We start from the raw sequence: 24,692 nt of genomic DNA on the forward strand, positions 1-24,692 counted from the left end.
ACAAGTGCAGTGCCTACTCGCCGCCACTGCCCAAAACATCAAAAAGATCGCAATGGCACTCACCAAAGCTCCGAAACAAGCTCCCGCGTGACAAAGACCAGCGCGTAAAGGACCAAACGCAAAAACGCGGACAAGCGCCACAAAACCAAAGCCAAAAAAACAAACCCGCCGAAAACGACGGGTTTGTCAGCAGTCTGAGGGCGCCCTGAGGCGCCCTTTTCAATTCCTGGCGTCGCTGCTTCAGTCGTCGATCCGCACCGGAACGAAGCGCAATTCGCCGTTCGGATTGGACAGAAGGAGCAATGCGGAACGGCGCCCGTCTTCCTTCAGCTTCTTGACCTGGTCGATGACGTCGGCCGGCGTTGCAACCGGTTCCTGCGCCACTTCCTTGATCACATCACCGGCCTGGACGCGCTTTTCTTCCGCCGAACTTCCCGGTGCGACCTGCTTGACCAGCACGCCCTCGACTTCCGCGTCGATCTTGAACTCTTCCCGGCCGGCGTCATCCAGCTCGGAAAGGATCATGCCGAGCACTTCCGTTTCGGCCGGCTTGTCGGCGGGCTTGTCCTTTTCCTGATCGCTGCTCTTGTCTTCCTCCGCGGAGGCCTCCTCGAGCCGGCCAAGTGTCACCTTCAGATCGACCTTCTTGCCCCGACGCAGGACCACCACGTCGACAGCCTTGCCGATCTCGGTTTCGGCGACCATACGCGGCAGTTCGCGCATGTGTTCGACGGGCTTGCCGTCGAATTCCAGGATCACGTCGCCCGGTTCGATCTGCGCCTTTTCGGCCGGACCGCCTTCCGTCACGCCTGCAACCAGAGCCCCCATCGCCTGATCCATGTCCAGGCTGTCGGCGATCTCGTCGGTAACCTCCTGGATCCGGACGCCGAGCCAGCCTCGGCGGGTTTCGCCGAACTCGCGCAACTGGGCGATCACGCGCTTTGCGGTCTTCGAGGGAATGGCGAAGCCGATGCCGATCGATCCGCCCGACGGCGAGATGATCGCCGTGTTGATGCCGATCACTTCACCGTCCATGTTGAACAGCGGACCGCCCGAGTTGCCCCGGTTGATCGAGGCATCGGTCTGGATGAAGTTGTCGTAAGGGCCGGAGTTGATGTCCCGGTTACGGGCCGAGACGATCCCCACCGTCACCGTTCCGCCCAGGCCGAAGGGATTGCCGATCGCCATCACCCAGTCGCCGACGCGGATCTTGTCCGAGTCGCCCAGGCTGACATCGGTCAGCGGCCTTTCCGGATTGACCTTCAGGACCGCGATATCGGTCTTTTCGTCGGTTCCGAGCAGTTCGGCCTTCAGCTTGGTGCCGTCATTGAAGTTCGCGGTGATTTCGTCCGCACCTTCGATGACGTGGTTGTTGGTGATGATGATGCCTTCCTTGCCGTCGATCACGAAACCGGAGCCGAGCGACTGCACCTTGCGCGGGCGGTCCTCTTCGCGGTTCTGGCGATTGAAGAATTCCTCGAAGAATTCCTGGAAGGGCGACCCTTCGGGGACCTTGGGCAGCGGAACAGTGCGCTGTCCCTTGACCGTCTGGGACGTGGAAATATTGACGACCGCATCGGCAAGGCCTTCGGCCAGATCCGCAACGGAAGCCGGTCCCTGTGCGTGAACGGCAGCCAGCGGCTGCAGAACGACCAGACCACCGAGCACCGCGCTCGCGGCCAGGGATTTGATCGTGTTGAGACTGCGTTGGTAGAAACCAGGAGCCATTTGGGCTTCTCCTCCATCCTTTCCGGATCGGTATAGGCCTTAAAGCATATACGAGAATGAAACAGGGGGGAGACCCGAAGATCTCCCACCCTGCAAAATTGTGTTACCCGCGAATGAACCAGACCATCAGTACGCCGAGCGCAAGTCCCGCAAGTCCGGCGATCCTGAGGCTCTGGTCGGACATGTTCAGCGCGGTGCGCATGACGTTCTTCATTCCGCCGGGAGCCAGGGCGTAGAGCGTACCCTCAAGGGCAAGCACCAGGCCCAGGGCCGTGAGGAAGTCGGTCATTGGCCGGCGTCAGCCGGTTTTTCCTTGCCACCATCTCCCATCGGATCGTTGAAATAACGGAAGAAATTGGAATCCGGCGACAGCACCAGGCTGGTGTCCCCTTCGCGCAGTCCGGCCTCATAGGCCTGCATGGACCGGTAGAAGGCGAAGAAGTCCGGGTCCTTGCTGTAGGCTTCCGCGAAGATCTGGTTCCGTTCCGCATCCCCCTCACCTCGGGTGATGTCTGCGTCCCGTTTTGCTTCCGCGACCACAACCGTCACCTCACGATCGGCACGGGAACGGATACGGCGGGCCTGTTCCTCACCTTGCGCACGCAGTTCGGCGGCTTCACGATTACGCTCGGTCTGCATCCGCCGGAAGATGGCCTGCGAGTTCGCCTCGGGGAGATCCGCGCGGCGGATCTTCACGTCGACCACCTCGATCCCCAGGTCCGCAGCGCTCGCACTGACGTTCTTGCGGATATTCTCCATGAGCCCGTCCCGGTTGTCGCGGACAACGGCGATGAAGGACGCCCTGCCGAGTTCCGACCGCAGCGAGGACTGCAGGAAGGTCGAAAGCCGGCGGTTCGCCTGGGAAATGTTGTTCACGCGCTGATAGAACAGAACCGGATTGGAAATCCGGTAGCGCGCGAAGGCATCCACCACGAGACGCTTCTTGTCCGACGCGATCACTTCCTGCGGCGGCATGTTCAGATCGAGAATGCGCTTGTCCAGATAGACCACGTTCTGAATGAACGGGTATTTGAACTGAACGCCCGGATCCTGAACAACCCGCTCGACGCGGCCGAGCTGCAGGACCAGCGCCTGTTGCGCCGGATTGACGACAAACACCGACAGGTAGGCCAGAAACGCTACGACGGCGACCAGTATTCCAAGAAGTCCGCTACGCATCACTGGGTCCCTCCGGTGGTCCGTCCGGTCTGTGCCGTGCCGCCCGAAGGCAGCTGGTTGAGCGGCAGGTAGGGCAGGACGCCCTGTCCGCCGGATGCCTTGTTATCGATGATGATCTTGTTATTGGAACCAAGCACCTTTTCGAGTGTCTCCAGATAGAGGCGTTCGCGGGTCACGTCGGGCGCCTTCTTGTACTGTTCGTAGATCTTGTCGAAACGCTGGGACTGACCGGTCGCCTCTGCGATGGCCTGTTCCCGATAGCCGTTGGCCTTTTCCTTGACGCGCGCGGCTTCACCGCGGGCTTCCGGGACGACCTTGTTCGCATAGGCCTGCGCTTCGTTCTGGATCCGCTCCTGGTCGGCGCGGGCCGCCTGGACATCGCGGAACGCGTCGATCACCTGCTGCGGCGGGTCCACCTTCTGCATCTGCACTTCGGTGATCTCGATACCGGCCTTGTAACTGTCGAGCGTCTTCTGCATCAGCTCGTCGACTGCACGTTCGGTCTCGACGCGGCTTTCCGTCAGGATGGCGTCGATCTTGGACCGGCCGACCACCTCGCGCATGGCGCTCTCGGCCACCGCCTTCACGGTGCCTTCCGGGTTCTGGATGTTGAACAGGTAATTGGCGATGCCCTCGCGGGTGTTCTTGATACGCCACTGCACCTTGAAGCCGACATCGACGATGTTTTCGTCACCGGTCAGCATCAGGCTTTCCTCGGGCACTTCCCGGGAACTGATCGACGTGCCGCGGACGCTTTCCTGAACACCGACAGTCATTTCACGCTGCAACTCGACCTGCGGTTTGTAAACCTCGCCGATCGGATAGGGCCAGTTGTAATTGAAACCGGCGCCGGTCTGGTCGGTCACCTTGCCGAGGACGAGTTCGACACCGACCTCACCCTTGCCTTCGTCGACGATGTAGATGCCTGTCGCGAGCCAGCCGACGACGGCCAGGCCGACGACAATCGCGATACCCAGAGCGCCGAAACCGCCGCCACCACCGGGCAGTACGTTCTTCATCCGGTCCTGGGTGCGCTTCAGGAGTTCCTCAAGATCCGGCGGCTGGCCGCCTCCGCCGCGGTTCGGACCGCCGCCCCATGGACCGCCATTGTTTCCGCCACCGCCCCATGGGCCGCCGTTGTTTCCGCCGCCGCCCTTCCAGGGCCCGCCGCCGCCTGACTGATTGCTCCAAGGCATCAAGACTTCCTTTTTCCCAGCTCCCGGGAGTCTGCACCTTCGTTTCAAAGGCGTCCCGGGACTACATTCGGCCTGTTTTCACTCACCGCAGGTTATAGGGAGGTTACCGAGCGCTTTCAACGCAAAGGCATGTTTCACACCGGACCGCCCCATTTTTTCCGTAGTTGCCACTTGGTGGCCGTTTTCAAGGCTTTCAAGGGCAATAACGGCTCATCGGTGCGCTATTAGAGCGCAAGGCAACAAATACGGATGGTTTGACGGCGCAAAACCGATCGCTCGGCCGCATCATCGTACCTAAACGGCAAGAACCATGTCGATATGCGGGATATCGTCTTCCAGATAGATGTCGGAAACGGTCCTGAAGCCCAGTTCTCCGTAAAACCCTTCCAGGTGGGCCTGCGCCGACAGGTGGATCGCAGCACCGGGCGCAAGCGCGCGGGCCTTTTCGATGCCGTCCCGCATCAGCCGTTGACCGAGTTTTTGCCCCCGGCACTCCGGCGCAATCACCACCCGGCCGATCCGCGACGGTCGGTCCGCACCTCTGCCGATAAAAAGACGCAGGGCCCCTGCTATGTCCCCGGACGGCAAAAGCAGAAAATAATGCAGGGCTTCGGGGTCCTTGCCGTCGATCTCGCCGAAAGCGCAGTCCTGTTCGACCACGAACACATCCTGGCGCAGTTTCAAAAGGTCATGGACCTCGCGGCCGCTGAGCGCGTCAAAGGCAGACCATTTTCCTTCGATCTTCGCGGGACTGCCCGCCGTTTCAACCGACATCGTCTGCCTTCAATGCGCGAGGAAAAGCGGCACTTTGGCCTCTTCCAGCATGTCGCGCGTCGTGCCGCCGATGATGTTCTCCCGCATGCGCATGTGGCCGTAAGCGCCCATGACGATCAGATCCGCGCCAAGCGCCGCCGCCTCGTCCTGGAGAACTTCGGAAACCGCGCGATTGCCGGCAGCAACAGTGCGGACCTCGACGGTTACTCCATGCCGGGCCAGCACCAGCGCCATGTCGGCGCCCGGCAGCTCACCATGATCGTCAGGCCCGCTCACCGGATCGATAACCGTCAGCGTGACCTTGCCCGCCAGTTGCAGAATGGGCAGAGCGTCGGACACCGCCTCCGCCGCCTCCGCCCGGGAATTCCAGGCAACCATCACATTTGTGCCGATGGTCTCAGGCGCGTCTCCGGCGGGCAGGAATAAAAGCGGCCGGCCGGTATCGAACAGGGCCCCGTCAATGGCCTGCCGCTCCACGCGGCTCAATTCGTCTTTTCCGCTCCGCTGCAGGATCGTCAGGTCCGCATAGATCGCGTGACGGGCGACGAGGTTGTCCTCCCGCGCGACAATGGCCTGATGGGCGCGCACGTCGAAGGACAGGCCTTCACCGGCAAGCATGGCTTCCACGTCCTCGGCCGCCTGCTTCAGGGCCGCGGCGCGTTCCTCGCCTTCCTTGACCCAGATTTCCGTGTAGCCGAGGCTGCCGTAGCCGTAAAACGGCAGGGGCTCCACCTCGCCGACCAGCAGCACGGCCAGATGGGCCTCGAACCACCTTGCGATCCGAATGGCGCCCTGCAGGTTTTCCCGCAGGTCGGACCTGTAATCCACGACGGCCAGCACGGTTTTGAAGGACATGGGTGCCTCATCGATCTTCAAGGGCCTGTCACCTGACAGGTCCAAAGCCACTCTAGCCGTCAGATACGGCCACACATTAATCAGGATCAAGCCTTATCAGACGGAGGACTTCCGGCGATAGGTGACAAATTCGAAATCCGCGCTGTCGCGCTCGCCGCGCTCGCCCTTGATGCGCGCCGTCTCCCGCCATTGTTCCGGATCGATGTCAGGAAAATGCGTGTCCGCGTCCGGGTCCGCCTGCACTTCCGTGATTTCCAGCCGGTCCGCCCGTGCCATGGCCTGAACGTAAATCTGCCCGCCGCCCATGACGATGACGTCATCGACATCGAGATCGGCGGCAAGGTCCGATGCCTTTTGCAGGGCCTCTTCCAGTGAAGACACCACCTCCGCGCCTTCAGCAGCAAAGCCATTGCGGGAAATGACGATATTCGGGCGCCCGGGAAGGGGCCGGCCGAGGGATTCAAACGTCTTGCGCCCCATCACCACCGGCTTGCCGAGGGTCATTGCCTTGAAATGCTTCAGGTCGGACGGCAGCCGCCAGGGCATGTCGTTGTCCAGGCCGATTGCGCCGTTGCGGGCCACCGCAGCGATCAGAACGATTTGGGGCATGGTTCCTCCGCTCTTTCGACACCGGTCTTACGCAGTCCGCGCAACCCGATCAATTCGGAACTGCATTTCCAGCAATTTAAGTGTTGAATGGTCGTTCAAAGGCAGCCTGGAGGGAGCGCCCGGATGACCGACATGGACAAGCAGCTGCTCGCGGAACGGGTCCGCGCCGTCCTTCCGGACGAAAACGTGACCCACAGGCCGATGTTCGGCAGCATCGGCTTCATGCTGAACGGCAATCTCCTGTGCGGCGCCGGCAAGAAGGGCCTGATGATCCGGATCGATCCGGCACGGGAGGCGGACATCCTGAAATCGCCCCATGTCACACAGGTCCGGATGTCGGAACGGCGCATGCGCGGCTTCCTGCGCGTCGGGCCGGACGGGCTCACCACCGATGAGGATCTTGAACACTGGATCGGTGTTGCGATGGATTACGTGGGCGAAATGCCGGCGAAGGAGAAAAAATAGCCGCTGGACAGCTCAAACGCAGATTTGAAAAGCGCCCCCTTACACCGCAATAGGTGCCGATATATGCGGATGCGGATCGTAGTCGGAGAGCGTGAAATCCTCGTATTTGAAGGCGAAGAGATCGGACACGTCCGGGTTGATCGTCATGGTCGGCAGCGACCGAGGCGTCCGGGTCAGTTGCTCCCGGGCCTGGTCGAAGTGGTTGTGATAAAGATGCGCGTCGCCGAAGGTGTGGACGAAGTCGCCCGGCTTCAGGCCGGTCACCTGCGCGACCATCATGGTCAGGAGCGCATAGGAAGCGATGTTGAACGGTACGCCGAGGAAGACGTCCGCCGAACGCTGGTAGAGCTGGCAGGAAAGCTTTCCCTCAGCCACATAAAACTGGAACAGGGAATGACACGGCGGCAGGGCCATCTGGTCGACCAGCGCCGGGTTCCAGGCGGACACGATCAGGCGGCGGGATTCAGGCGTCTCCCGGATCATGCGCAGCAGGTTTGAAATCTGGTCGATGGAGCGCCCGTCCGGCGCAGGCCAGGAACGCCACTGGTAGCCGTAGACCGGCCCCAGTTCCCCGTTCTCGTCGGCCCAGTCGTCCCAGATCTTCACGCCGTGCTCCTGCAGGTAGCGCACGTTGGTGTCGCCGGCGAGGAACCACAGCAGTTCATGGATGATCGATTTCAGGTGCAGCTTCTTGGTCGTGACCAGCGGAAACCCTTCCGACAGGTCGAACCGCATCTGATGGCCGAAGACGGACCGGGTGCCGGTTCCCGTCCGGTCGCCCCGGTCGACGCCCTTGTCCAGGATGAGCTGCATGAGATCGAGATATTGCTGCAAGTCGCTGTTCCCGTGATGCTTCGGCTTTCGCCCTTATCCGTCTGTTTTTCAGATACCGGCAAAGTGCCAGATTCGCGAGCTTTAGCGCGAATCTGTGAGTCCATTTTCCCACTCTTTAGGAATTGCACCGGCCGGACAGAAATTATGCAGATCAATACACTGCCCCTTTTATTTGCCGACGCAAGACCCTATATCTGGCGTGCCGGTTCGCCGGCTATGGCAATAAATGGTCAGTGCAATAAACCTATCGGACCCGGGGGCGGTACCCGGCGCCTCCACCCAAGCGCATCGAGGACGGACAAAGTTCAGCGGTGTGTTTCGGCGGGGGCGAAACAGGATCGACGAGGGCGTAAAGACTGTGCTTTTGCTCGGCATGGTACCACCGACATCGGGCCATCCTAATAGTTGCAAATGACAACTATGCTTCGGACATGGCTGTTGCTGCGTAACGCAGTACCGGTCGTCCATTAAAGTCCTGTCGGGTAGCACCGTCAGGCGGGGTTCGGAGGCACCTGGCAACAGAAGCCTCCACTTTCTCCCGACCAAACGATAAAAAACCCCGTGAGGCGACGAATTGGGGCCTTTTCTTTTCGCGCTCCAGCCGTCAAATTGCATGAAGCCCTAACAAGTGACGACTCGGAAGCCAACGAAGACAAGATGTCCGAAGACCTACTCAGATACGACATCCTCATTCAGGACGCGCTGCGCGGCGCGGTGAAGAAGATCCTTGCCGAGGTGGGGCGCACAGGGCTTCCGGGTGAACACCACTTCTATATCGCTTTCGATACCAGGGCGCCGGGCGTGCGGATTTCCCAGCGCCTGAAAGAACGCTACCCCCAGGAAATGACCATCGTTCTCCAGCACCAGTTCTGGGATCTGGCCATCGGCGAGCATGCCTTCGAGGTCGGACTGTCCTTCGGCGGCGTCGCCGAAAAGCTCCTGGTGCCCTATTCCGCCATCAAGGGCTTCTTCGACCCCTCCGTTCAATTCGCCCTCGAATTCGATCCCGGCAAGACGGCCGAAGAGCTTCCCGAAGAACTTCTGGAAGCGGTTGAGGAACTCGCCAGGGTCGAGCAGGAAGAAGCCGAGAACGCAGCCGGCAACGACGAAAAGCAGCTGGCCGAAACCGCGTCTTCCGAGACGGGAACCAAAGAAAAGGCCTCGGCGTCCGATAAGGACAAGGGCGATGCCAGCGGTCAGGTCGTCTCTCTCGATGCCTTCCGGAAAAAGCCCTGACCGCAACCGGATAAGCTGATGAGCGCCGAGATCGTCAATCTCCGCCAGGCGAGAAAACGCAAGGCCCGTTCGCAACGTGAGGCCAAGGCGGAAGACAACCGGGTAAAATTCGGCCGGACAAAGGCGGAAAAACAGGCTTCGAAGCGCGAACGTACCGTCCTGGAAAAGACCGTGGACGGCCACAAACTGTCCGCTTCCAGCGACGAGACGCCGGACACTCCCACCTCTTCCTCTGATTAGGCTCGCTCGGCATGCCGCTGGTCAAAAGGTCCCTTTCCCTGCACGGCCACCGCACCAGCCTGGCGCTGGAGCCGGAATTCTGGCACGTGGTGGACGAAGCGGCCAGATCCCGGAAAATGGCGCTTGCCGCCCTCATAGCCGAGATCGATGACACCCGCGACCCGGAAGACGCCCTGTCGTCGTCGGTTCGCGTCTGGGCGCTCAACAGAGTGCTTTCTGACTCAAAAAACTAATTTGCACCGCCGTTGATGACAGGATCCGGCGGCCTGTTCAGTTCGGACGCCGGAATTCCAATTTCGCGGGCGATAAGATCATCGATCTCCTGCGGTGGCTCGAGCGGCGGCAGTTCCCCTGACGCCTGCCCTCCGGACGGAGCCGCAGCACCGGCGGGCTCAAGAACCATGGGACCGCCGCCCTGCGCGTTCTGAGAACCGATGACGGAGCGGATGCGGTTGGCAAAATCCGCCGGATCGGTACCGGCTTCACGGCGCGGCTTTTCTTCAGGAGCAGCGGTGACGTCATTCCGGCTCTGGTCCTGCGGCAGCCGGGTATCGCCACCCTTCGCCGGAGCGGCCGCGCCGCCGCCGGCCGCATTCCCGTTCGGAGCGGGGCTGTCCTTCTCGCCTCCGGCCGCAGCCGCCGCTGCAGCGGCTGCCGCGCGTTCGGCTTCTTCCGCAGCCCTCGCAGCCGCTTCCTCGGCTTCGCGCTCGCGTCGCGCCCTTTCATGCTTGATCCGCTTCATTTCGCGCAGCAAGCGGTCGCGTTCCAGGATTTCCGCCTGCAGTTTTTCAACCCTTTGCACTTCCTTTTCGAAGGCGCGCAGGGTCAGGAAGGCGGTAAAGGGAGAGATGTCGACCGTTCTGACCGGCGCTTCGACCGGACCGCTGAAGACCAGGCCGACCTGCGGCTCCGCGCCGGTCACCGCGTTCTCCCCCGGATCCACCTTGACCGAGAAGTCGCCGTTCAAGGTCCAGTCGTTCAGATTGACTTCCGCTGACCCGAAAACATCCGCGCGGCTGGAATCGACCACCACATTGCGTGCGCTCAACCGGCCGCCGATCAGCGAGACCGTCCCTTCGATCCGATCGAAGCCGAGGCTGCCGGCCGCCATGTGGTTCAGGAAGACCTCCCGGATCTTGTCGTCATGCAGGTCCAGCCCTGCGTCGACTGCCCGGATCACCAGCGGAAAGGCCTGCGGATTGATACCCCTGAGTTCACCGTCGGTGACCGCGAAGGTGCCGCCGCCCGTCAGGCCGGACACGATCCCCGATATGGTCCGGCCGCTGCCCTGATATTCCAGGAAGAGGTCGAACGACCCTGAGGCCACCGGCCGGTCGTTGTGGGTCCAGACCAGATCGCGCACCGAGCCCCCGGTCAGCTTGATCGTTCCGGAGACCGCCCCCTCCGCCCCGGACCGGCGAATGGCAAGCGTACCGTCCAGCTTGCCGTTGGCGTAGGTGCCGCTCAGGCCGTCGAGACGCAGCATGGTCGGTGTCAGCCGCAGCTCCGCCTTTGCGCCCCCGATCGTGTCGGTGTAGTCAACGGTCATCCGGTCGGTGGAAAGCTGAAGCGTCAGGTCCGTTTGCGTCAGGAGCGGCGCCCCGAAGGCCCCGTTCGGCCAGAGGCTGGAACCGTCGCCGGCGGAAAACCACTGATCGGTCCCAAGGATCGCTTCCGACAGGAACCTCAGGTCGAGCGCGCTCAAGGTCAAACTTCCCTTCAGCCGCCGATTGGTTTCACCTTGGACAGGTTCGAGGTCTCCGGCCAGATTTCCATCAACAGTCACGCCTGCGACCTTGCCCTTGAGTTTCGACACCTCGATCTTGCTGCCTGTTCCGCTCACATCGAAATCAAGGCTGGCATCGATGTCGCCCGCCATCACCGGCAGCACCCGGCCGAACAGCAAGGCATAGGGAGCGATATCCGGCGCCGACGCCGAGACGGAAAGCCGGTAGTCCGGCTCTTTGTCCTTTTGAAGCGTCACCCGTCCTTCAACCCCCAGGGTCGCGTTACCGGCAGACGCGCTTAGCGAGACATCGAGGCCGTCTTTCGGGCGGCCGATTGCTGTCAGATGCACTTCGCCGGCGCCAAGGCTGCCGACCGGCAGAATGGCAAATCCCAGTTGCCTCAGGATCTGGTCTCCGCTCGGGCCGGAAAGGCTCAGGCCAAGGCCGATCTCCGCCGAATGCCACGCATCGACCCGACCATTGAAATTCATGTCGAAGTCGGTCTTGGCGCCGCCGGCATCGCCGCTCAGCTTGAAGTCGACCTGGCTGACCCCGTCCTGCGCGGACGCTTTTAGGTCTGCCTGGAAATGGGCCGGAACCAGGTGCCCGGACGCCCGCTCGAGGCGTCCGACCAGGGCATTGTCCGGCAAAACGCTGCCCAGCACCGCCGTGATGCCGGTCAGGTCGGTCGCATTGAGTGTTCCGGCCAGGCGGCCTTCCGGCGCGGACAGGATGTCGTCGATACGGCCGCTGACATCCACTTCGGCTCCGGCCAGGTCTTCCGCATAGAGCCGGTCGATCCTGAGGCCGTTCTGCGAATATTCCGCTTCCAGCGACAGGCCTTTGCCGTCCACGCCGCGCACGCTGACTTCGCGTGCCTGCACCCTCAAGGAGACATCGAGGTCTTTCGGCCCGTCATCGGGGCGTTCGAAAAGGCCGGCAAGCGTCTCGACCTGGTCGATGTCGAGCTTGTCGGCATCAAGACTGAGCGAAAAGACCGCATGGCCCGAACGCGGCTTCTGATAGGAAAGCCCGCCGGTCGCTTGCGAACCCGCCAGGTTCAGGCGCAGATTGTCGAGCGCGGCCCCGTCGGGAACGAGACTGAGCCGCCCTTCCATCGAGATCGGCTGGATCGTGGAGGCGCCCTTGCCTTTCTGCCGCCACCAGGCGGCAAAGGCGCCCGGCTGTTCGGAGGATATCGACACGCTGCCGCGGTAGGTGAGATCCGGCTGCAGGCCGAGATCGCCCTGCGTGGCAATCACCGTCCGCCCGGGCATCCGTCCGGCTAGCCTGGCGACGCGCCATCCGCCGAGCGTGGTCTCAAGATCGAGTTTGACATCCTGGGCCAACCCGCCGCCGACGACGATGGCCGGAACGTCGAGCGCGATCACCCCGTCCATATCCGGGATCGGAACCGCCTTGAGGGCGGCAATCAGCCGGGAAGACGCGTCATCCACGGAAACCGGCGCCTGAGGGCCGCCGCCGAAGATCCGGTCGAGATCGACCTGCTTCGAGCGGCCGCGAATTTCAAAGTGCCTCTTGCCGGAATAGGCAAGCTCCGCGCTTCCGTCCAATCCGAGGACCCGGTCTTCCGGACCATAGCGAAACTCGAAAGAGGGAACCTTCAGCCCGTCCACATTCGCCGAAAACGCGCCGTCCGTCTGCCAGGCATTGTCTTTCCGGTCCTCGTCCTGGATCGAGGCCAGCGAGAAATTTCCCTCATATCCGGGAACGCCATTCTCTTCAGACAGCGTTCCGTCGACCGACAGGTTGATCGGCCAGGCGGAAGGCGTGACCTGCCCCTTCACCCGGATTGATCCGTCGTCCAGCTTCCGGCCGGTGGCAAGCCGCAGGCTGTAGGGCTTGCCGTCGTATGTGGTGCTGCCGTCGATCTTGAACGGTCCCGCCAGGGTCCTTGCGCTGATCAGGAGATTGCCGTTGTCGAACCGGTGGGTTTCGCCGTTGCGCGCATCGATGATCGACACCGCCCCGTCAACGATGGAAATCCGCTCAAAAGCGACATCCTCTGCCGGCAGTTCGCCGAGAACGCCGTCGGACGTCTTCGCCGTCAGCCAGTCCAGGCGCCCGCTTTCGTCAAGCGACAGGGTCAGATGCGGGCGGTCCAGCTCCATGTCGAGCACCCGGACCTCTCCCTTGAGGAGCGGCGGCAGTTCGATGCGCATCTGGAAACGGGAAACGACAAGAAGCGGATCTTCCGCTTCGCCGACGCGCACATCGGTGAAAGTCACTGCAGGGGACGGCAGAAGACGGATATCCGCATCGCCCAGAACCGTGACCTTGTGCCCGAGCGCCTGTTCCGCGTATTTTTCGAAGGTGGAGCGGTAAATGGTCCAATCGACAAAAAACGGCCCTACCAGTGCCGTTACCAGCACCAGAATGATCGCGACGCCAATCGTGATGTAAACCGAATTCAGGCCCTGCTCTCCTTGCTTGCCGGTTCAAAAACCCCGGCGCGTCCGGCGATTCGGAAGTCTATCATGACATAGGTACGATCTTGCCGGGATTCAGGATGTTATCCGGATCAAGTGCCCGTTTGATGGCAGCCATCATATCGACGCCGCCGCCATGCTCTTTTCGAAGGTATTTCATCTTGCCCTGTCCGACCCCGTGTTCGCCGGTACAGGTGCCTTCCATTTCGATTGCCCGCCAGTTGAGACGTTCGACGAAGGCCTCCGCCTTGCCGACCTCTTCGTCATTGTCTTCGTCGACAAGCACCAGCACATGGAAATTGCCGTCCCCGACATGGCCGACGACGGTCGCCAGCAACCCCTTCGACTCAATGTCCTGCTTGGTTTCGGTCACGCATTCCGCCAGGCGCGAAATCGGCACGCAGACATCGGTCGCAACCCCCTTGGCGCCGGGGCGCAGCGTAAAGGACGCCCAGTAGGCGTCATGGCGCGCCGTCCACAGGTTGGTGCGTTCTTCCGCCCGCGTCGCCCAGTCGAAGGGGCCGCCGCCATATTCCTCGGCAATGGCGCCGAACAGTTCCGACTGTTCCTTCACGCTCGCCTCACTGCCGTGGAATTCAAGGAACAGGGTCGGCGTCTCCTTGAGGGTCAGCTTCGAATAGATGTTGCAGGCCTTCACCTGCTGCTCGTCCAGAAGCTCGATGCGGGCGACCGGAATACCGCACTGGATCGTCGCAATAACCGCCTGACAGGCCGCTTCGATGCTCGGGAACGGGCAAACCCCGCCGGAAATCGCCTCCGGCTGGCCGTGGAGGCGGACCGTCAGTTCGGTGATGATGCCGAGCGTGCCTTCCGAACCGACCATCAGCCGGGTCAGGTCGTAGCCGGCCGACGACTTGCGGGCCCGGCCGCCGGTCTTGATGACCTCGCCGGAAGCGGTGACCACCGTCAGACCCAGAACCGCATCCTTCATGGTGCCGTAACGCACCGCATTGGTGCCCGATGCCCGGGTTGCCGCCATACCGCCGAGGCTTGCGTCCGCCCCCGGATCGATCGGGAAGAACAGGCCGGTGTCGCGCAGGTAGCTGTTCAGTTGCTTGCGGGTGACGCCGGCTTCGATACGGCAGTCGAGATCCTCCGCGTTCACCGCCAGGATGCGGTTCATACGGGAAAGATCGATCGAAATGCCGCCGCCCGGCGCATTGACATGACCTTCGAGCGAAGAGCCCGTGCCGAAGGGAATGACCGGCACCTTGTGTTCCGCGCAGATCCGCACCACGTCGGCGACCTCTTCGGTACTTTCGGCAAAGATCACCGCGTCGGGCGCCTGATTGGGCAGCCACGTCGTGGTGTGGCCGTGCTGCTCGCGCACGGCCTGCGACCGGGAACAGCGCTCACCGAATTTCTGGGTCAGTATATCGACGACAAGTGCGGTGCTCGCCTCGTTGCGTTCGACGGGAACCTGCAGAGCGGCCAAGGACATGGTTCGACTTCCCTTATCTTATTTTATCTGGTTCTACCGGACAGCGTTTCCGCTTTCGCTTGAGAATATGTTAGGCCAGTTTCCGAAGGTGAAAGTCAAGCACGCTTGGCGCCGCATAGAAGGAGGAATTATGTCCGTTACCTGGCCGACGCAGATGGTCGAAAGCTCACGAATGACCGTCCAGGACGATTGGATCGATTACAACGGTCATCTCAACATGGCCTATTACGTCGTCCTGTTCGACAGGGCCTGCGACGAGGTCTTCGAAAAGCTGGGGCTCGGGGAAAGCTACCTCAAGGAGCGCAACGCCTCCTATTTCACGGCCGAGACGCACATCTGCTATGTCCGCGAACTGGCTGCAGGCATGCCGGTGACGGTGCGCCTGCAACTTGTCGACCACGACGCCAAGCGCTGCCACTTCTATCAGGAAATCCATCACGCGGATGAAGGCTGGCTTTCGGCCACCAACGAGCAAATCAGCCTGCATGTGGATATGGGCGCGCGCAAGGTCGTGCCCTGGCCGGAAGACATTGCCGAAAATATTCAAGCGCTCGCCGACGCCCAGTCCGGCCTGCCGCGGCCCGAACGCGCCGGGCGCCATATCGAAATCAAGCGAAAGCCGGCTTGATTCAAAGCCGTTCCGGGCCCGACGCCGAAGCGGGGCCCGGAACGATCTGAAGGCTCAGCCGTAGTGGTTGGCCACGACCACTTCGGCGATTTCCTTGGAATCGACCACGCCGACGACGTCGTCCGGGCGCGGAATCCGTCCGTCACCCGCCACGATGATGGCGTAGGTGCGGCTGCGGTTGTTCATGCGCGAAATGACGGAGTTCAGGATGTTCGAGGCCGGGGCGATCACATAGTCGCTCGACAGGACCCCACGCAGCGTCTGTTCGGCAAATCGGTCCGCCCGATAGGGAATGGTACCGAAGCGAACGAAGCCGGCGATACGCGCACCGTCGGAAACGATGATATGGGCATCGCCCTCCTCCCCAATCGCGGTAATCGCCTCCTGGATCGGCATGTCGATCGGCAGGATCTTGAAATTGGTCGCCATCACTTCCTTGATCGGCTTCACCAGGTACATGTTGGTGTGCCGGTTGACCGGGATCGGCCGACCGCGGTGGCGCAGCTTGATGGTGTAGATGTTGTCCACCACCAGCCAGCGACGGACGCCGACGGCAATGGCCACGGCAAGAACCAGCGGCACGATGACGTTATAGTCCCGCGTCATTTCGAAGATCATCACGATGGCGGTCATCGAGGCGCCGGTGGCGCCGCCGACCAGCGCGCCCATGCCCACAAGCGCGAATTCCGCTGCGATGAACCCGTGCTCGGGAAACAGCTTGCTGCCGATCACGCCGACAACGGCGCCCAGCGTGGCTCCGATGAACAGCGACGGCGAGAAAACACCGCCCGACGCACCCGAACCCAGGCTGACCGAGGTTGCCACGATTTTGGCGGCGAGCAGGGCCCCGAGCAGGACAATCGTATAGGGCGTCGCATTCAGAATGTCCTGAATGGTCGCATAGCCAACGCCGGCGGTGTGGTAATTCCCCGTCGTGACGAAAAAGGCATAGCTCAGGCAACCGATGATCAGCATGCCGATGATGTTCTGCGTGTATTCGTTGCCGGGCAGTTCGGGGAAAATGTCCTCACACCAGGCCAGGGTGCGAATGAAGGCCCAGGACGCAATCCCCGCCGCGATGCCGAGGAACGCGTAGGCGAGAAGCTGAACCGGATCAATCGCCTCGATGGCCGTTATATCGGCGACCGGCACGATGAAGGCCGGATCGAGACCCAGGGTAATACGGCCGACATAGGTGGCGGTCGCCGTCGCGACGACAACGGGAAGAAACGTTCTGCTGCTGACTTCCGGCAGGAGCATTTCCACCGCGAACAGCACGCCGCCGAGCGGCGTGTTGAAGGTAGCGGCGATACCCGCCCCGGCGCCGGCGGAAAGCAGCGTGATCTTCTGCCAGCGCGCCAGGCGCAGCTTCCGGGCGATCGTGGAACCGAACGACGCACCGATCTGGATGATCGGGCCTTCGCGACCGACCGATGCGCCACTGCCGATGGAAATGGCGGATGCGAACGACTTGACCACCGCGACGATGCCACGCACGTCGCCTTTGTTGTGGTAGATCGCGTACATGACTTCCGGAACGCCGTGGCCCTTGGCCTCGGGTGCGAATGTCTTGACCAGGAAGACGACGATCAGGCCGCCCACGACGGGAACCAGGATGATGAGCGCTCCGAGCGGACTGGGCGCATCGAACTGGTTCGCGTCATAGACGGCCGAAATCGTTCCGTAATAAAAAAGATTATGAACAAGAGAGATCAGGTATCGGAAGAAAACAGCGCCGGCGGCAGCGACAATGCCGATTGCAAAGGCAAGAATGCAAAGCATCGGCACGGAAAAGACGCGGTCTTGTTCTTCGGATGATGTAACGGTTTCGGCGGCAGGAGAATTCGACTGATCAACTACAGACATGAATAGCCAACATTTATGGGCAACGGGTGACGGTCTAGGGCGAGTTCTCACCTGGCTCCGGCCCCGTAAGGAGCGATCGAACAGCGAGGAGGCTGCCCTGAAGTCAGGAATGGTCCCTCTCCTGAACCTGCAGCATTCGAAAATCAAGGGAAAAGCTAAGAAAATTTATATTTGTCTGCGCAATTTTCCGGCAAAGCCCTAATATTTATCCAATATTGGAATGATACCGCCCCGCTTAGGTAACCCTATGCCTGAATGGCTTTTGTCCGTCATCCGCCGTCTCGGCCTGATCAGAACCGGGCTGAATTCGATCCCTGCGGGCATCCGGCTGAACTTCAATGAATTCCTGGCGCAAAAGCGGCCGATCATCTGGCTGTTGGCGCTTTGCATCGGCGCGATCGTGTCCTGGGCGGCAATCCTGTTTCGCGAAGCGATCGGCCTGGTTCAACTGGTGTGGCTTGGAACATCAAGCGAAAACGTCATCACCGCGCTGGCCGACCTGCCCTGGTATGTCGTCGTCGCCGCCCCCACGGTCGGCGGCCTCATCGTCGGACTGTTGCTGCAGTATGTCCAGCCGACGAAGCGCACCTACAGTGTCGCCGATGTCATCGAAGCCCGGGCCAGAGGCGTCGAGGAACTGATGTTCAGACCCGGCATCCTGTCCGCGCTGATCACCACCCTCTCCCTCGGCTCCGGGGCAAGTGCCGGCCGTGAAGGTCCGGTGGTTCATCTGGGTGCGACCATCGGTGCATCCCTCAGCCGGCTGTTCCAGTTGCCTGCATCCGCGCGGCGCATCCTGCTTGCCTGCGGCGTCGCCAGCGCGGTATCCGCCTCCTTCAACGCCCCGATTGCCGGCGTTCTCTTTGCCCACGAAGTGATCCTCGGACACTATGCCTTGTCCGCGATTTCTCCGATCGCGATTTCCGCCGTCACCGGCACGGTTTTCTCGCGGCTCTGGTTCGGAGATGTCGCAGCCTTCGTCATCCCCGGACACCAGATCACCTCCTATTGGGAATTTCCGGCCTTCGCCCTTCTGGGCGTCACCTGCGCCGTCGTGGCCATCTGCTTCCAGTTCGCCCTGATCGGCACCGACTGGGTCGCCCGCAACATTACGATGCCGCTTTGGGCAAGGCCCGTGGTCGGCGGCTGCGCCGTCGGCACCATTGCCCTGGCCTATCCGGCGGTCGTCGGCGTCGGCTACGAGGCGACCGATGCGGCGCTCAAGGACCAGTTGCCGATCTCCATGCTGCTGTCCCTGCTGATAGCCAAGACGGCGGCGACCGCCATCACCCTGGCGTCCAGGTTCGGCGGCGGGATCTTTTCGCCGTCCCTCTATCTCGGCGCGATGGCCGGCGGGGCCTTCGGCCTGATTGCCGCCTCCGTCTTTCCGCAGATGGCCTCCAGCGAGGGGCTTTACTCCATCCTCGGCATGGGGGCCGTGGCCGCAGCTGTCCTCGGCGCCCCGGTCTCGACCACGATGATCGTGTTCGAACTCACCGGCGGCTATACGCTATCCATCGCCCTGCTCCTGACCGTCTCCATTGCGACCGGCATTACCCAGGCCTTCCACGGCCGGTCCTATTTCCACTGGCAGCTTGCCATGCACGGGGTAATGGCGACGGAGGGTCCGCACCGGTTCCTGAGCACCTCCGTCAAGGTCCGCGATTTCATGGACCCGCCTCCGGAAGCGGAAGAAGACCGCACGTTCAGCATAGAAACCGGCGGTCCCTACCTGCATGCGACCAGCTCGCTTGAAAGTGCATTGAAGACCTTCAACGAGACGGGACGTGACAAACTGCCTGTGATCGACATCAACGATCTGGAGACGGTCATCGGCATCGCCCACCACGTCCGCGCGCTCAGCTATTTCAATTCGGCGCTGATCGAGGCCGCCGAGGAAGAGCACCGTTAAGCTCGGGGCAGACCGACCGGAACCGGCATCACTGCCAGCGGCGGGCGGGATCCAGCGGCTTCACCTTGCCCACATTCGGCTGTCCGGTAAACCGGCCGGTGCGCATTTTCCAGTTGTTGATGGCGTCATGGATTTCCGCCTGACGCCAGCGCAAACCCGGCAATGAGAACGGATCGAACCCGGCCCAGGGCAGGAAGGGATTGCGCCTGAGCGACCCGTAGATGCCGAGCCGGACGGTCGGCTTCGTGCTGATGCCGCGCGCGTGGAACCCGTGGGTATCGGCCACCACCAGCGTGTTGGCCGGGACCGCGACCTTCACCGGCTCCCGATAGCCGAGGCGGGCCAGGTCCTCGTCGGAAATCCGGAACGAACCGAGCGTGTGCATGGACCTTTTCTGGGAACAAGCGGCAATCGCCTGCTCCCGCTCCCAGGCGAGCCGTTCCGGCGTCAGCCGGTGGGAACCGGGCACATAGGTGAACGGTCCGCCGTCCTCGGCGACGTCCGACAGGAAATACCAGCACTTCGCCGTCGGCTGAAACGTGTCGGAGTGAAACACCGTCTGCGGGTCCCGCTTGCCGCGGTCCGGTTCGGCGAACACCGTATGGATGAAGGTGATCGGGTCCGCATTGCTGGAGCTGACATAGCGCAGCAATCCCTGGAACAGCCGTCCGGTGACAAAGGCGCCGAATTCGGGCAGGTCCTGCAGCATCTGGCGCGTGATCGGCGTGAACCGGGTGACCGTATGCCCCTGGAGCATCTCCTGGGCGGAAAACGCATTGTCCTCGACCTCGCGCCTGAGCCGTTCGAACGCGTCAGGCGGAAGCACGTTGCGACACACCACATAGCCGTCGCGCCCATAGGCCTCGGCATGCTCCGGCGAAACCAGATGCCTTATCTGCCAGCGGCGGAATCCGGCCATCCGCTGGGCCAGCTGCAACCGTTTTTCATGCAGGCCGTGCTCGTTCAACCAACGACTGCCGATGACAGGATTGGTGGCGAACGACTTCGCGCCCGTTGCCAGCTCTGCTGTCCAGAGCGGCATTCTCAACAGATCGATCGCCCTCATCAGACCCCCTGAATGATAGCGTTCGTATATTAATTTGCGAGATTTTTACGTTAGGTCAAGTTTTGAAATGCCGCTAAATCGGCTTGGTCACACCTTCCAGCCAGGTCCTTGTTTTTTCATCCAGAAGCGGGCCGACCATCTCGAAAACCCGTTTGTGATATCCATTCAGCCAGTCACGTTCGCCGGTAGTCAGAAGCGACACTTCGACAAGCCTTGTGTCGATCGGCGCAAGGGTCAGGGTTTCGAAGCCGAGCATGTTGCGCTCACCGCCCTCGATGGGGGCCGCTTCGGTGACAAGTTCCAGGTTTTCGATCCGGATGCCGTATTCTCCGGCCGGGTAATAACCCGGCTCGTTGGACAGGATCATGCCCGGCTTCAGGGCCACGGTCCCGGTCTTTGCAATCCGCTGCGGGCCTTCGTGAACCGACAGATAGGACCCGACCCCGTGGCCGGTGCCGTGATCGAAGTCGAGGCCAGCCTTCCACAGATCGATCCGGGCCAGCGTGTCCAGCTGCGCGCCGGTCGTCCCTTCCGGAAACCGCGCAGCGGAAATCGCGATATGGCCCTTGAGCACCAGGGTGTTATTCCGCTTCATCTCGGCGGACATATCGCCGACCGCAATCGTCCGGGTAATATCGGTCGTGCCGTCCTCGTACTGCGCGCCGCTGTCAATCAGGAACGGTTTTCCGACCGGTATCGGCCGGTTGCTCTTTTCGCTGACCCGGTAATGACAGATAGCCCCGTTGGGACCGGCACCTGAAATCGTATCGAAGGAAATGTCCTTGAGCGCCCCGGTTCCCGCCCGGAACTCTTCCAGCTTCCGGGCTGCGCCGATCTCGTCGAGTTGACCCGTCGGCGCGACCTCGTCGAACCAGCACAGGAACTGCGCATAGGCGACCGCATCGCGCAGATGCGCGGCGCGCATACCCTCGATTTCTGACTGGTTCTTGATCGCCTTGGGCAGGAGTACAGGGTCCGTGGCCTCGATCAGGGATCCGCCGCCTTCCGTTATGGCCGTCGCAATCGCTTCTCCAGCCAGCCCAGGATCGATCAGGACCTTCTTTCCAGCCTTTCCAAGACCTGCAAGCCCGGCCTTGAACCCCGACGGTTCCTCGATTTCGGTCAGCTTTTCCAGTGCGTCGCGTACCGAATTGGACAGCTTGCGGCCATCGATGAAGAGTGTTGGACGGCCTTCCGCAGGGACTGTCGCGAAGGACAGTGGCAGCGGTGTGTGCGGGACATCGGCTCCGCGAATATTGAACAGCCAGGCAATGGAATCGGGCTGGGTCAGGACACAGGCATCCGCCTTCTTGTCCATGATCGCTTTCTGGATATCCGCGATCTTGGCGTTCGCGGATTTCCCGGCGAGCGATTCCGGATGAAGCTGCACCTGCCCGAGCGGCGGCTTCGGACGGCCTTCCCAGACCGAATCCAGCGGATTTTCCTCAACAGCAACCAGATCTGCCCCGGCTTCTGCGCAGACCTCACGCAATTTGCGGACCTCGCGCACCGTATGCAGCATCGGGTCGAAACCGAGTTTCTGGCCCGGCTTCAAAAGTCCGGCAAGCCAGTCGGTCAGCGGTTCGTTGATCAGGTGGTGCGCCGGAAAGACGCCCATGTCGACCTGCTCGCGCACCTGGATGGTGTAGCGCCCGTCGACGAAGATCGCTGCCTCATCGCCGAGCACGGCGGCAATCCCGGCCGAGCCGGAAAAGCCCGTCAGCCACTGCAGTCTGCAGTCGGAGGCAGGCACATATTCGCCCTGATGCGCATCGGCCCTCGGGATGAGGAACCCATCCAGGCCACGGTGCTTGAGTTCTGCCCTGAAAAGGGCCGCACGCGGCGCTCCGCAGGAGGGATCGGCAAGATCGTCAAAGTTCTGAAACATGCCGGAAAGCTAATTCCTCACCCGGCACCGATCAAGCTGGATAATTCTTGCCGGGAGAGAGAATACGGGAAAAACCAGTCGCCTTATTTTGCAGCGCACCATTCATCTCGCATATGCGAAAAACGCAGAACTGGCATGCAGGATTGCATCTACCTCATACCGGAACCTGCACCCATATTCAGGTCAACAAAACAAAGGCAGCGAATCCCCTGGAGGATGCGCCCGTTCACTTCAAGCATGGAGAACTCCCATGGCAATGACCACCACCTTCAGCGGCGCAGGCCGCTCCACCTCCACCGGCTTTGTGCGCCGCGCTTTCGACCGCATGATCGATGCCCGCTCCAAGCAGGCCCGCCGCTACGTCAACGGCTACCTTCTGTCCCTTGACGACGCAACGCTTGCCGCTCACGGCTACGACCGTGCAGAGCTGGAACGCGAAGGTTCTTCGCCGATCATCTTCTAAGCAGGATATCCGGCGTAACAATAAAAAGAAGCGCGATGGCCCGGCCACCGCGCTCTTTTTTTGCCTAGGGTCAGGACCCATTAATTTTGCTCATTCTGTTTGCCAGGGAAGGTTGGAATGAGCGTAAGAGCGAGCGCAGGACAGGTATTCCCTGTTCAAGCTCGATTTTGCGGTCAGGTCGGCCTTCCCTGGCAAACCCGTAGGGCGGGGCGTCGTTGCCTCCTGACAGCGTTAGAGACCCTTGAAAACCGAATGGTTTCCTGCGGCTCTCTGCCTTGTCAGCAGACAAAGCCACTCCCGCAGAATGTGTAAGATTAATGAGTCCTGACCCTTGGCTTCGGGAAAGCCCGCCGGTTCAGGCGTCTTTGCGCCCACGCACCAGCGTCAGTGTCAGCCAGCCGTCTTTCTGGCGCGACCGGGCCAGGTGAAATCCCTGGCAGCGGTAGGCGAACAGGATCCGCGGCCCGTCCTCAATCCGCAGACCCGAGAGCACCAGGGTCGCAACATCGGCGCAATGAGCCCCGATGGATTTGGCCATCTGCATCAGCGGACGCGCCAGAATATTGGCGATGACAAGGTCGAACGGCCCGAATTCGCCGAACCGGCGGTCTTCCATGCCGTTGGCGGTAAAGGTCTTCACGAGAGGCCCGACACCGTTCAGGCGGGCGTTCTCCGCTGCCGTCCTGGTCGCAACCGGATCGATGTCCGTTGCAAGAACGGGATGGCGCGCCAGATGGGCGGCTGCAATCGCAAGCACCCCGGTTCCGGTCCCCAGATCCAGAATGCTGTCATAGGACCGCATGGCGAGAAGCCGGTCGAGTTCTTCCAGACAGCCGGCCGTGGTTCCGTGATGTCCGGTCCCGAAGGCAAGGGCCGCCTCGATTTCGAGGCCGATGGCGGCCGGCGGAACCTTGTTCCGGTCATGAGAGCCGTGCACCACGAAGCGGCCGGCCCGGACGGGCGCCAGACCCTCCAGGCTCTTTTCCACCCAGTTGATGTCCGGCAGTTCTTCTGCCTCAAGAGGGGCGGCGAAGGCGTCCGCGCCCACCCGGTCGCGCACCTGGTCCGCAGCTTCATCCGGTTCCATGTCGAACAGCAGGATTTCGGCAGACCAGGTCTTCCCGTCGGCCGACGCTTCATAGATCGAAACCGGATTGCCGTCGTCCTCGAAGGCCCGTTCCAGCACATCGGCAATGCGCTTGGCTTCCGTCTCGCCGGCCGTGATCCGGACCCTGATCGTCTTCATGACGCACCCCTTGTCGCGCGCTCCGCGCCTCTTTGCATGGCAAACTGAAGCCGGGGTATAGCGGGGGACGATTGCATTCGCCAGTTCAAACCGCCGCCGGACGTGTCCGGGAGCTCAAAAGAGGCACGACGACCTTCGAAGGATTTGCAGGAGTGGCCAACCGCTCCGATAACAATCGGGTGACGGCAGATCGCCCAGGTCTGGCCCTCAGTTGCATTTGCCCTAACTCTCGGGAAAAGCTGATTTGGAACGGCCGCTTTTCGGGAGGATACGGAATGGCGCAAGAGACTTTCATTCACGATCCGATATCAATGCACCGACCGCGAACCGGCCTCATCGGCTTTGCCCTCCTGGCCGTCTTCCTCATTCTGTCCTCAACGTTGAGCGTCAGGGCTTCGGAGGAAAAAGACGCCCTGTTCGCGGCTCTGAAGTCGGCGCCAACCGAAGCGGAAGCACGTCTGGTCGAGGACCAGATCTGGTGGTTCTGGCTCGGCGAGGCCCCGGACACCGAAACCCGCCATCTCGTCGACGAAGCCATGCGCAAGCGCGACAACTACGATTTCGAAGGCGCCCGCCTGCTGCTCAACGACGCCGTCAAGCGCGCGCCCGACTACGCGGAAGTCTGGAACCAGCGGGCCTTCATCCTGTTCCTGCAGGACAAACTCGACGAGGCGCTGGAAGATGCGGACCGGGCGCTGGAACTGGAACCCCGCCATTTCGGCGCGCTCTCCGGCAAGGCCCACATCCTGATGCGGCAGGGGCGCGTGGAGCTCGGCCAGAAAGCCCTGCGCCAGGCGATCGAGATCTACCCCTTCATCAAGGAGCGCAACATGTTGATCGAGCCCAAGGGTGAAGACCTCTAGCGGCC

General features: G+C 61.7%; 22 protein-coding genes and 1 other RNA gene. 9 read left to right on the plus strand and 14 right to left on the minus strand.

What is annotated here, in order from left to right; all coding sequences use genetic code 11:
- Nucleotides 1-240: 240 nt before the first annotated feature.
- The 7 genes from HK439_RS14160 to HK439_RS14190 form a co-directional block, all read right to left on the minus strand.
- Entirely contained in the window at nt 241-1,728 is a 1,488-nt protein-coding gene (locus HK439_RS14160; RefSeq protein WP_190292172.1) for a DegQ family serine endoprotease, read from the minus strand.
- A 103-nt stretch (nt 1,729-1,831) separates the two neighbouring features.
- On the minus strand, nt 1,832-2,017 hold the full coding sequence (locus HK439_RS14165; RefSeq protein ID WP_190292173.1) for a DUF2065 domain-containing protein: 186 nt from the start codon (nt 2,015-2,017) through the stop codon (nt 1,832-1,834).
- Nucleotides 2,014-2,907, minus strand: a complete 894-nt coding sequence (gene hflC / locus HK439_RS14170; RefSeq protein ID WP_190292174.1) for a protease modulator HflC — start codon at nt 2,905-2,907, stop codon at nt 2,014-2,016. Before hflC ends, HK439_RS14165 begins: the two co-directional genes overlap by 4 nt.
- Complete coding sequence (hflK, locus tag HK439_RS14175) at nt 2,907-4,103, minus strand: FtsH protease activity modulator HflK (RefSeq protein ID WP_190292175.1); 1,197 nt, start codon at nt 4,101-4,103, stop codon at nt 2,907-2,909. The genes hflC and hflK overlap by 1 nt, the downstream gene beginning before the upstream one ends.
- Before the next feature lie 294 nt (nt 4,104-4,397).
- Nucleotides 4,398-4,877, minus strand: a complete 480-nt coding sequence (locus tag HK439_RS14180) for a GNAT family N-acetyltransferase (protein ID WP_190292176.1) — start codon at nt 4,875-4,877, stop codon at nt 4,398-4,400.
- A gap of 9 nt (nt 4,878-4,886) precedes the next feature.
- A complete protein-coding gene (locus HK439_RS14185) occupies nt 4,887-5,732 on the minus strand; it encodes a universal stress protein (RefSeq protein WP_190292177.1) in 846 nt (281 codons plus the stop codon).
- 96 nt (nt 5,733-5,828) lie between these two features.
- The gene (locus HK439_RS14190; protein WP_190292178.1) at nt 5,829-6,341 is read right to left on the minus strand and encodes a dihydrofolate reductase; all 513 of its coding nucleotides are present in this window, start codon (nt 6,339-6,341) and stop codon (nt 5,829-5,831) included.
- Between the two features lie 123 nt (nt 6,342-6,464).
- Between HK439_RS14190 and HK439_RS14195 the strand changes: the two genes are divergently transcribed.
- Nucleotides 6,465-6,806, plus strand: coding sequence for a TfoX/Sxy family protein (locus HK439_RS14195; RefSeq protein WP_190292179.1), 342 nt, complete (start codon nt 6,465-6,467; stop codon nt 6,804-6,806).
- Nucleotides 6,807-6,845: 39 nt separating this feature from the next.
- Here the strand turns inward: HK439_RS14195 and HK439_RS14200 are convergent, their stop codons facing one another.
- Nucleotides 6,846-7,640, minus strand: coding sequence for a thymidylate synthase (locus tag HK439_RS14200; protein ID WP_190292180.1), 795 nt, complete (start codon nt 7,638-7,640; stop codon nt 6,846-6,848).
- 162 nt (nt 7,641-7,802) lie between these two features.
- On the opposite strand from HK439_RS14200, the gene ssrA reads away from it, so the two are divergent.
- The 4 genes from ssrA (at nt 7,803) to HK439_RS14220 (ending at nt 9,349) form a co-directional block, all read left to right on the plus strand.
- Nucleotides 7,803-8,173, plus strand: a transfer-messenger RNA (tmRNA) gene (gene ssrA / locus HK439_RS14205).
- Nucleotides 8,174-8,297: 124 nt separating this feature from the next.
- Nucleotides 8,298-8,876 (plus strand): SspB family protein, encoded by a 579-nt coding sequence (locus HK439_RS14210; RefSeq protein ID WP_190292181.1) that lies wholly within the window; start codon nt 8,298-8,300, stop codon nt 8,874-8,876.
- 18 nt (nt 8,877-8,894) lie between these two features.
- Complete coding sequence (locus HK439_RS14215) at nt 8,895-9,116, plus strand: DUF4169 family protein (RefSeq protein ID WP_190292182.1); 222 nt, start codon at nt 8,895-8,897, stop codon at nt 9,114-9,116.
- Nucleotides 9,117-9,127: 11 nt separating this feature from the next.
- On the plus strand, nt 9,128-9,349 hold the full coding sequence (locus HK439_RS14220) for a ribbon-helix-helix domain-containing protein (RefSeq protein ID WP_190292183.1): 222 nt from the start codon (nt 9,128-9,130) through the stop codon (nt 9,347-9,349).
- On the opposite strand, the gene HK439_RS14225 is transcribed toward HK439_RS14220, so the two are convergent.
- On the minus strand, nt 9,346-13,278 hold the full coding sequence (locus HK439_RS14225) for an AsmA family protein (RefSeq protein ID WP_268956907.1): 3,933 nt from the start codon (nt 13,276-13,278) through the stop codon (nt 9,346-9,348). The two genes, HK439_RS14220 and HK439_RS14225, sit on opposite strands and share 4 nt — an antisense overlap.
- Before the next feature lie 61 nt (nt 13,279-13,339).
- Nucleotides 13,340-14,755, minus strand: a complete 1,416-nt coding sequence (locus HK439_RS14230) for an FAD-binding oxidoreductase (RefSeq protein ID WP_190292184.1) — start codon at nt 14,753-14,755, stop codon at nt 13,340-13,342.
- A gap of 130 nt (nt 14,756-14,885) precedes the next feature.
- On the opposite strand from HK439_RS14230, the gene HK439_RS14235 reads away from it, so the two are divergent.
- Complete coding sequence (locus HK439_RS14235; protein WP_235987893.1) at nt 14,886-15,383, plus strand: thioesterase family protein; 498 nt, start codon at nt 14,886-14,888, stop codon at nt 15,381-15,383.
- Nucleotides 15,384-15,437: 54 nt separating this feature from the next.
- Here the strand turns inward: HK439_RS14235 and HK439_RS14240 are convergent, their stop codons facing one another.
- Nucleotides 15,438-17,249: a chloride channel protein gene (locus tag HK439_RS14240; protein ID WP_190292185.1), complete on the minus strand. Its 1,812-nt coding sequence runs from the start codon at nt 17,247-17,249 to the stop codon at nt 15,438-15,440.
- Between the two features lie 247 nt (nt 17,250-17,496).
- Here HK439_RS14240 and HK439_RS14245 point away from each other — a divergent pair, with 247 nt between their 5' ends.
- Complete coding sequence (locus HK439_RS14245) at nt 17,497-19,161, plus strand: chloride channel protein (protein ID WP_190292186.1); 1,665 nt, start codon at nt 17,497-17,499, stop codon at nt 19,159-19,161.
- 28 nt (nt 19,162-19,189) lie between these two features.
- Here HK439_RS14245 and HK439_RS14250 read toward each other — a convergent pair whose 3' ends face one another.
- On the minus strand, nt 19,190-20,227 hold the full coding sequence (locus HK439_RS14250) for a phytanoyl-CoA dioxygenase family protein (protein ID WP_190292187.1): 1,038 nt from the start codon (nt 20,225-20,227) through the stop codon (nt 19,190-19,192).
- A gap of 73 nt (nt 20,228-20,300) precedes the next feature.
- Entirely contained in the window at nt 20,301-22,115 is a 1,815-nt protein-coding gene (locus tag HK439_RS14255) for an aminopeptidase P family protein (protein WP_190292188.1), read from the minus strand.
- A gap of 250 nt (nt 22,116-22,365) precedes the next feature.
- Between HK439_RS14255 and HK439_RS14260 the strand changes: the two genes are divergently transcribed.
- Complete coding sequence (locus HK439_RS14260) at nt 22,366-22,578, plus strand: hypothetical protein (protein WP_190292189.1); 213 nt, start codon at nt 22,366-22,368, stop codon at nt 22,576-22,578.
- Between the two features lie 355 nt (nt 22,579-22,933).
- Here the strand turns inward: HK439_RS14260 and HK439_RS14265 are convergent, their stop codons facing one another.
- Nucleotides 22,934-23,824, minus strand: a complete 891-nt coding sequence (locus HK439_RS14265) for a 50S ribosomal protein L11 methyltransferase (RefSeq protein WP_190292190.1) — start codon at nt 23,822-23,824, stop codon at nt 22,934-22,936.
- 275 nt (nt 23,825-24,099) lie between these two features.
- On the opposite strand from HK439_RS14265, the gene HK439_RS14270 reads away from it, so the two are divergent.
- Nucleotides 24,100-24,687 (plus strand): tetratricopeptide repeat protein, encoded by a 588-nt coding sequence (locus tag HK439_RS14270; RefSeq protein WP_190292191.1) that lies wholly within the window; start codon nt 24,100-24,102, stop codon nt 24,685-24,687.
- Nucleotides 24,688-24,692: the final 5 nt, after the last annotated feature.

The sequence above is a fragment of the Roseibium aggregatum genome, assembly GCF_014692675.1.
GTDB lineage: Bacteria > Pseudomonadota > Alphaproteobacteria > Rhizobiales > Stappiaceae > Roseibium > Roseibium aggregatum_C.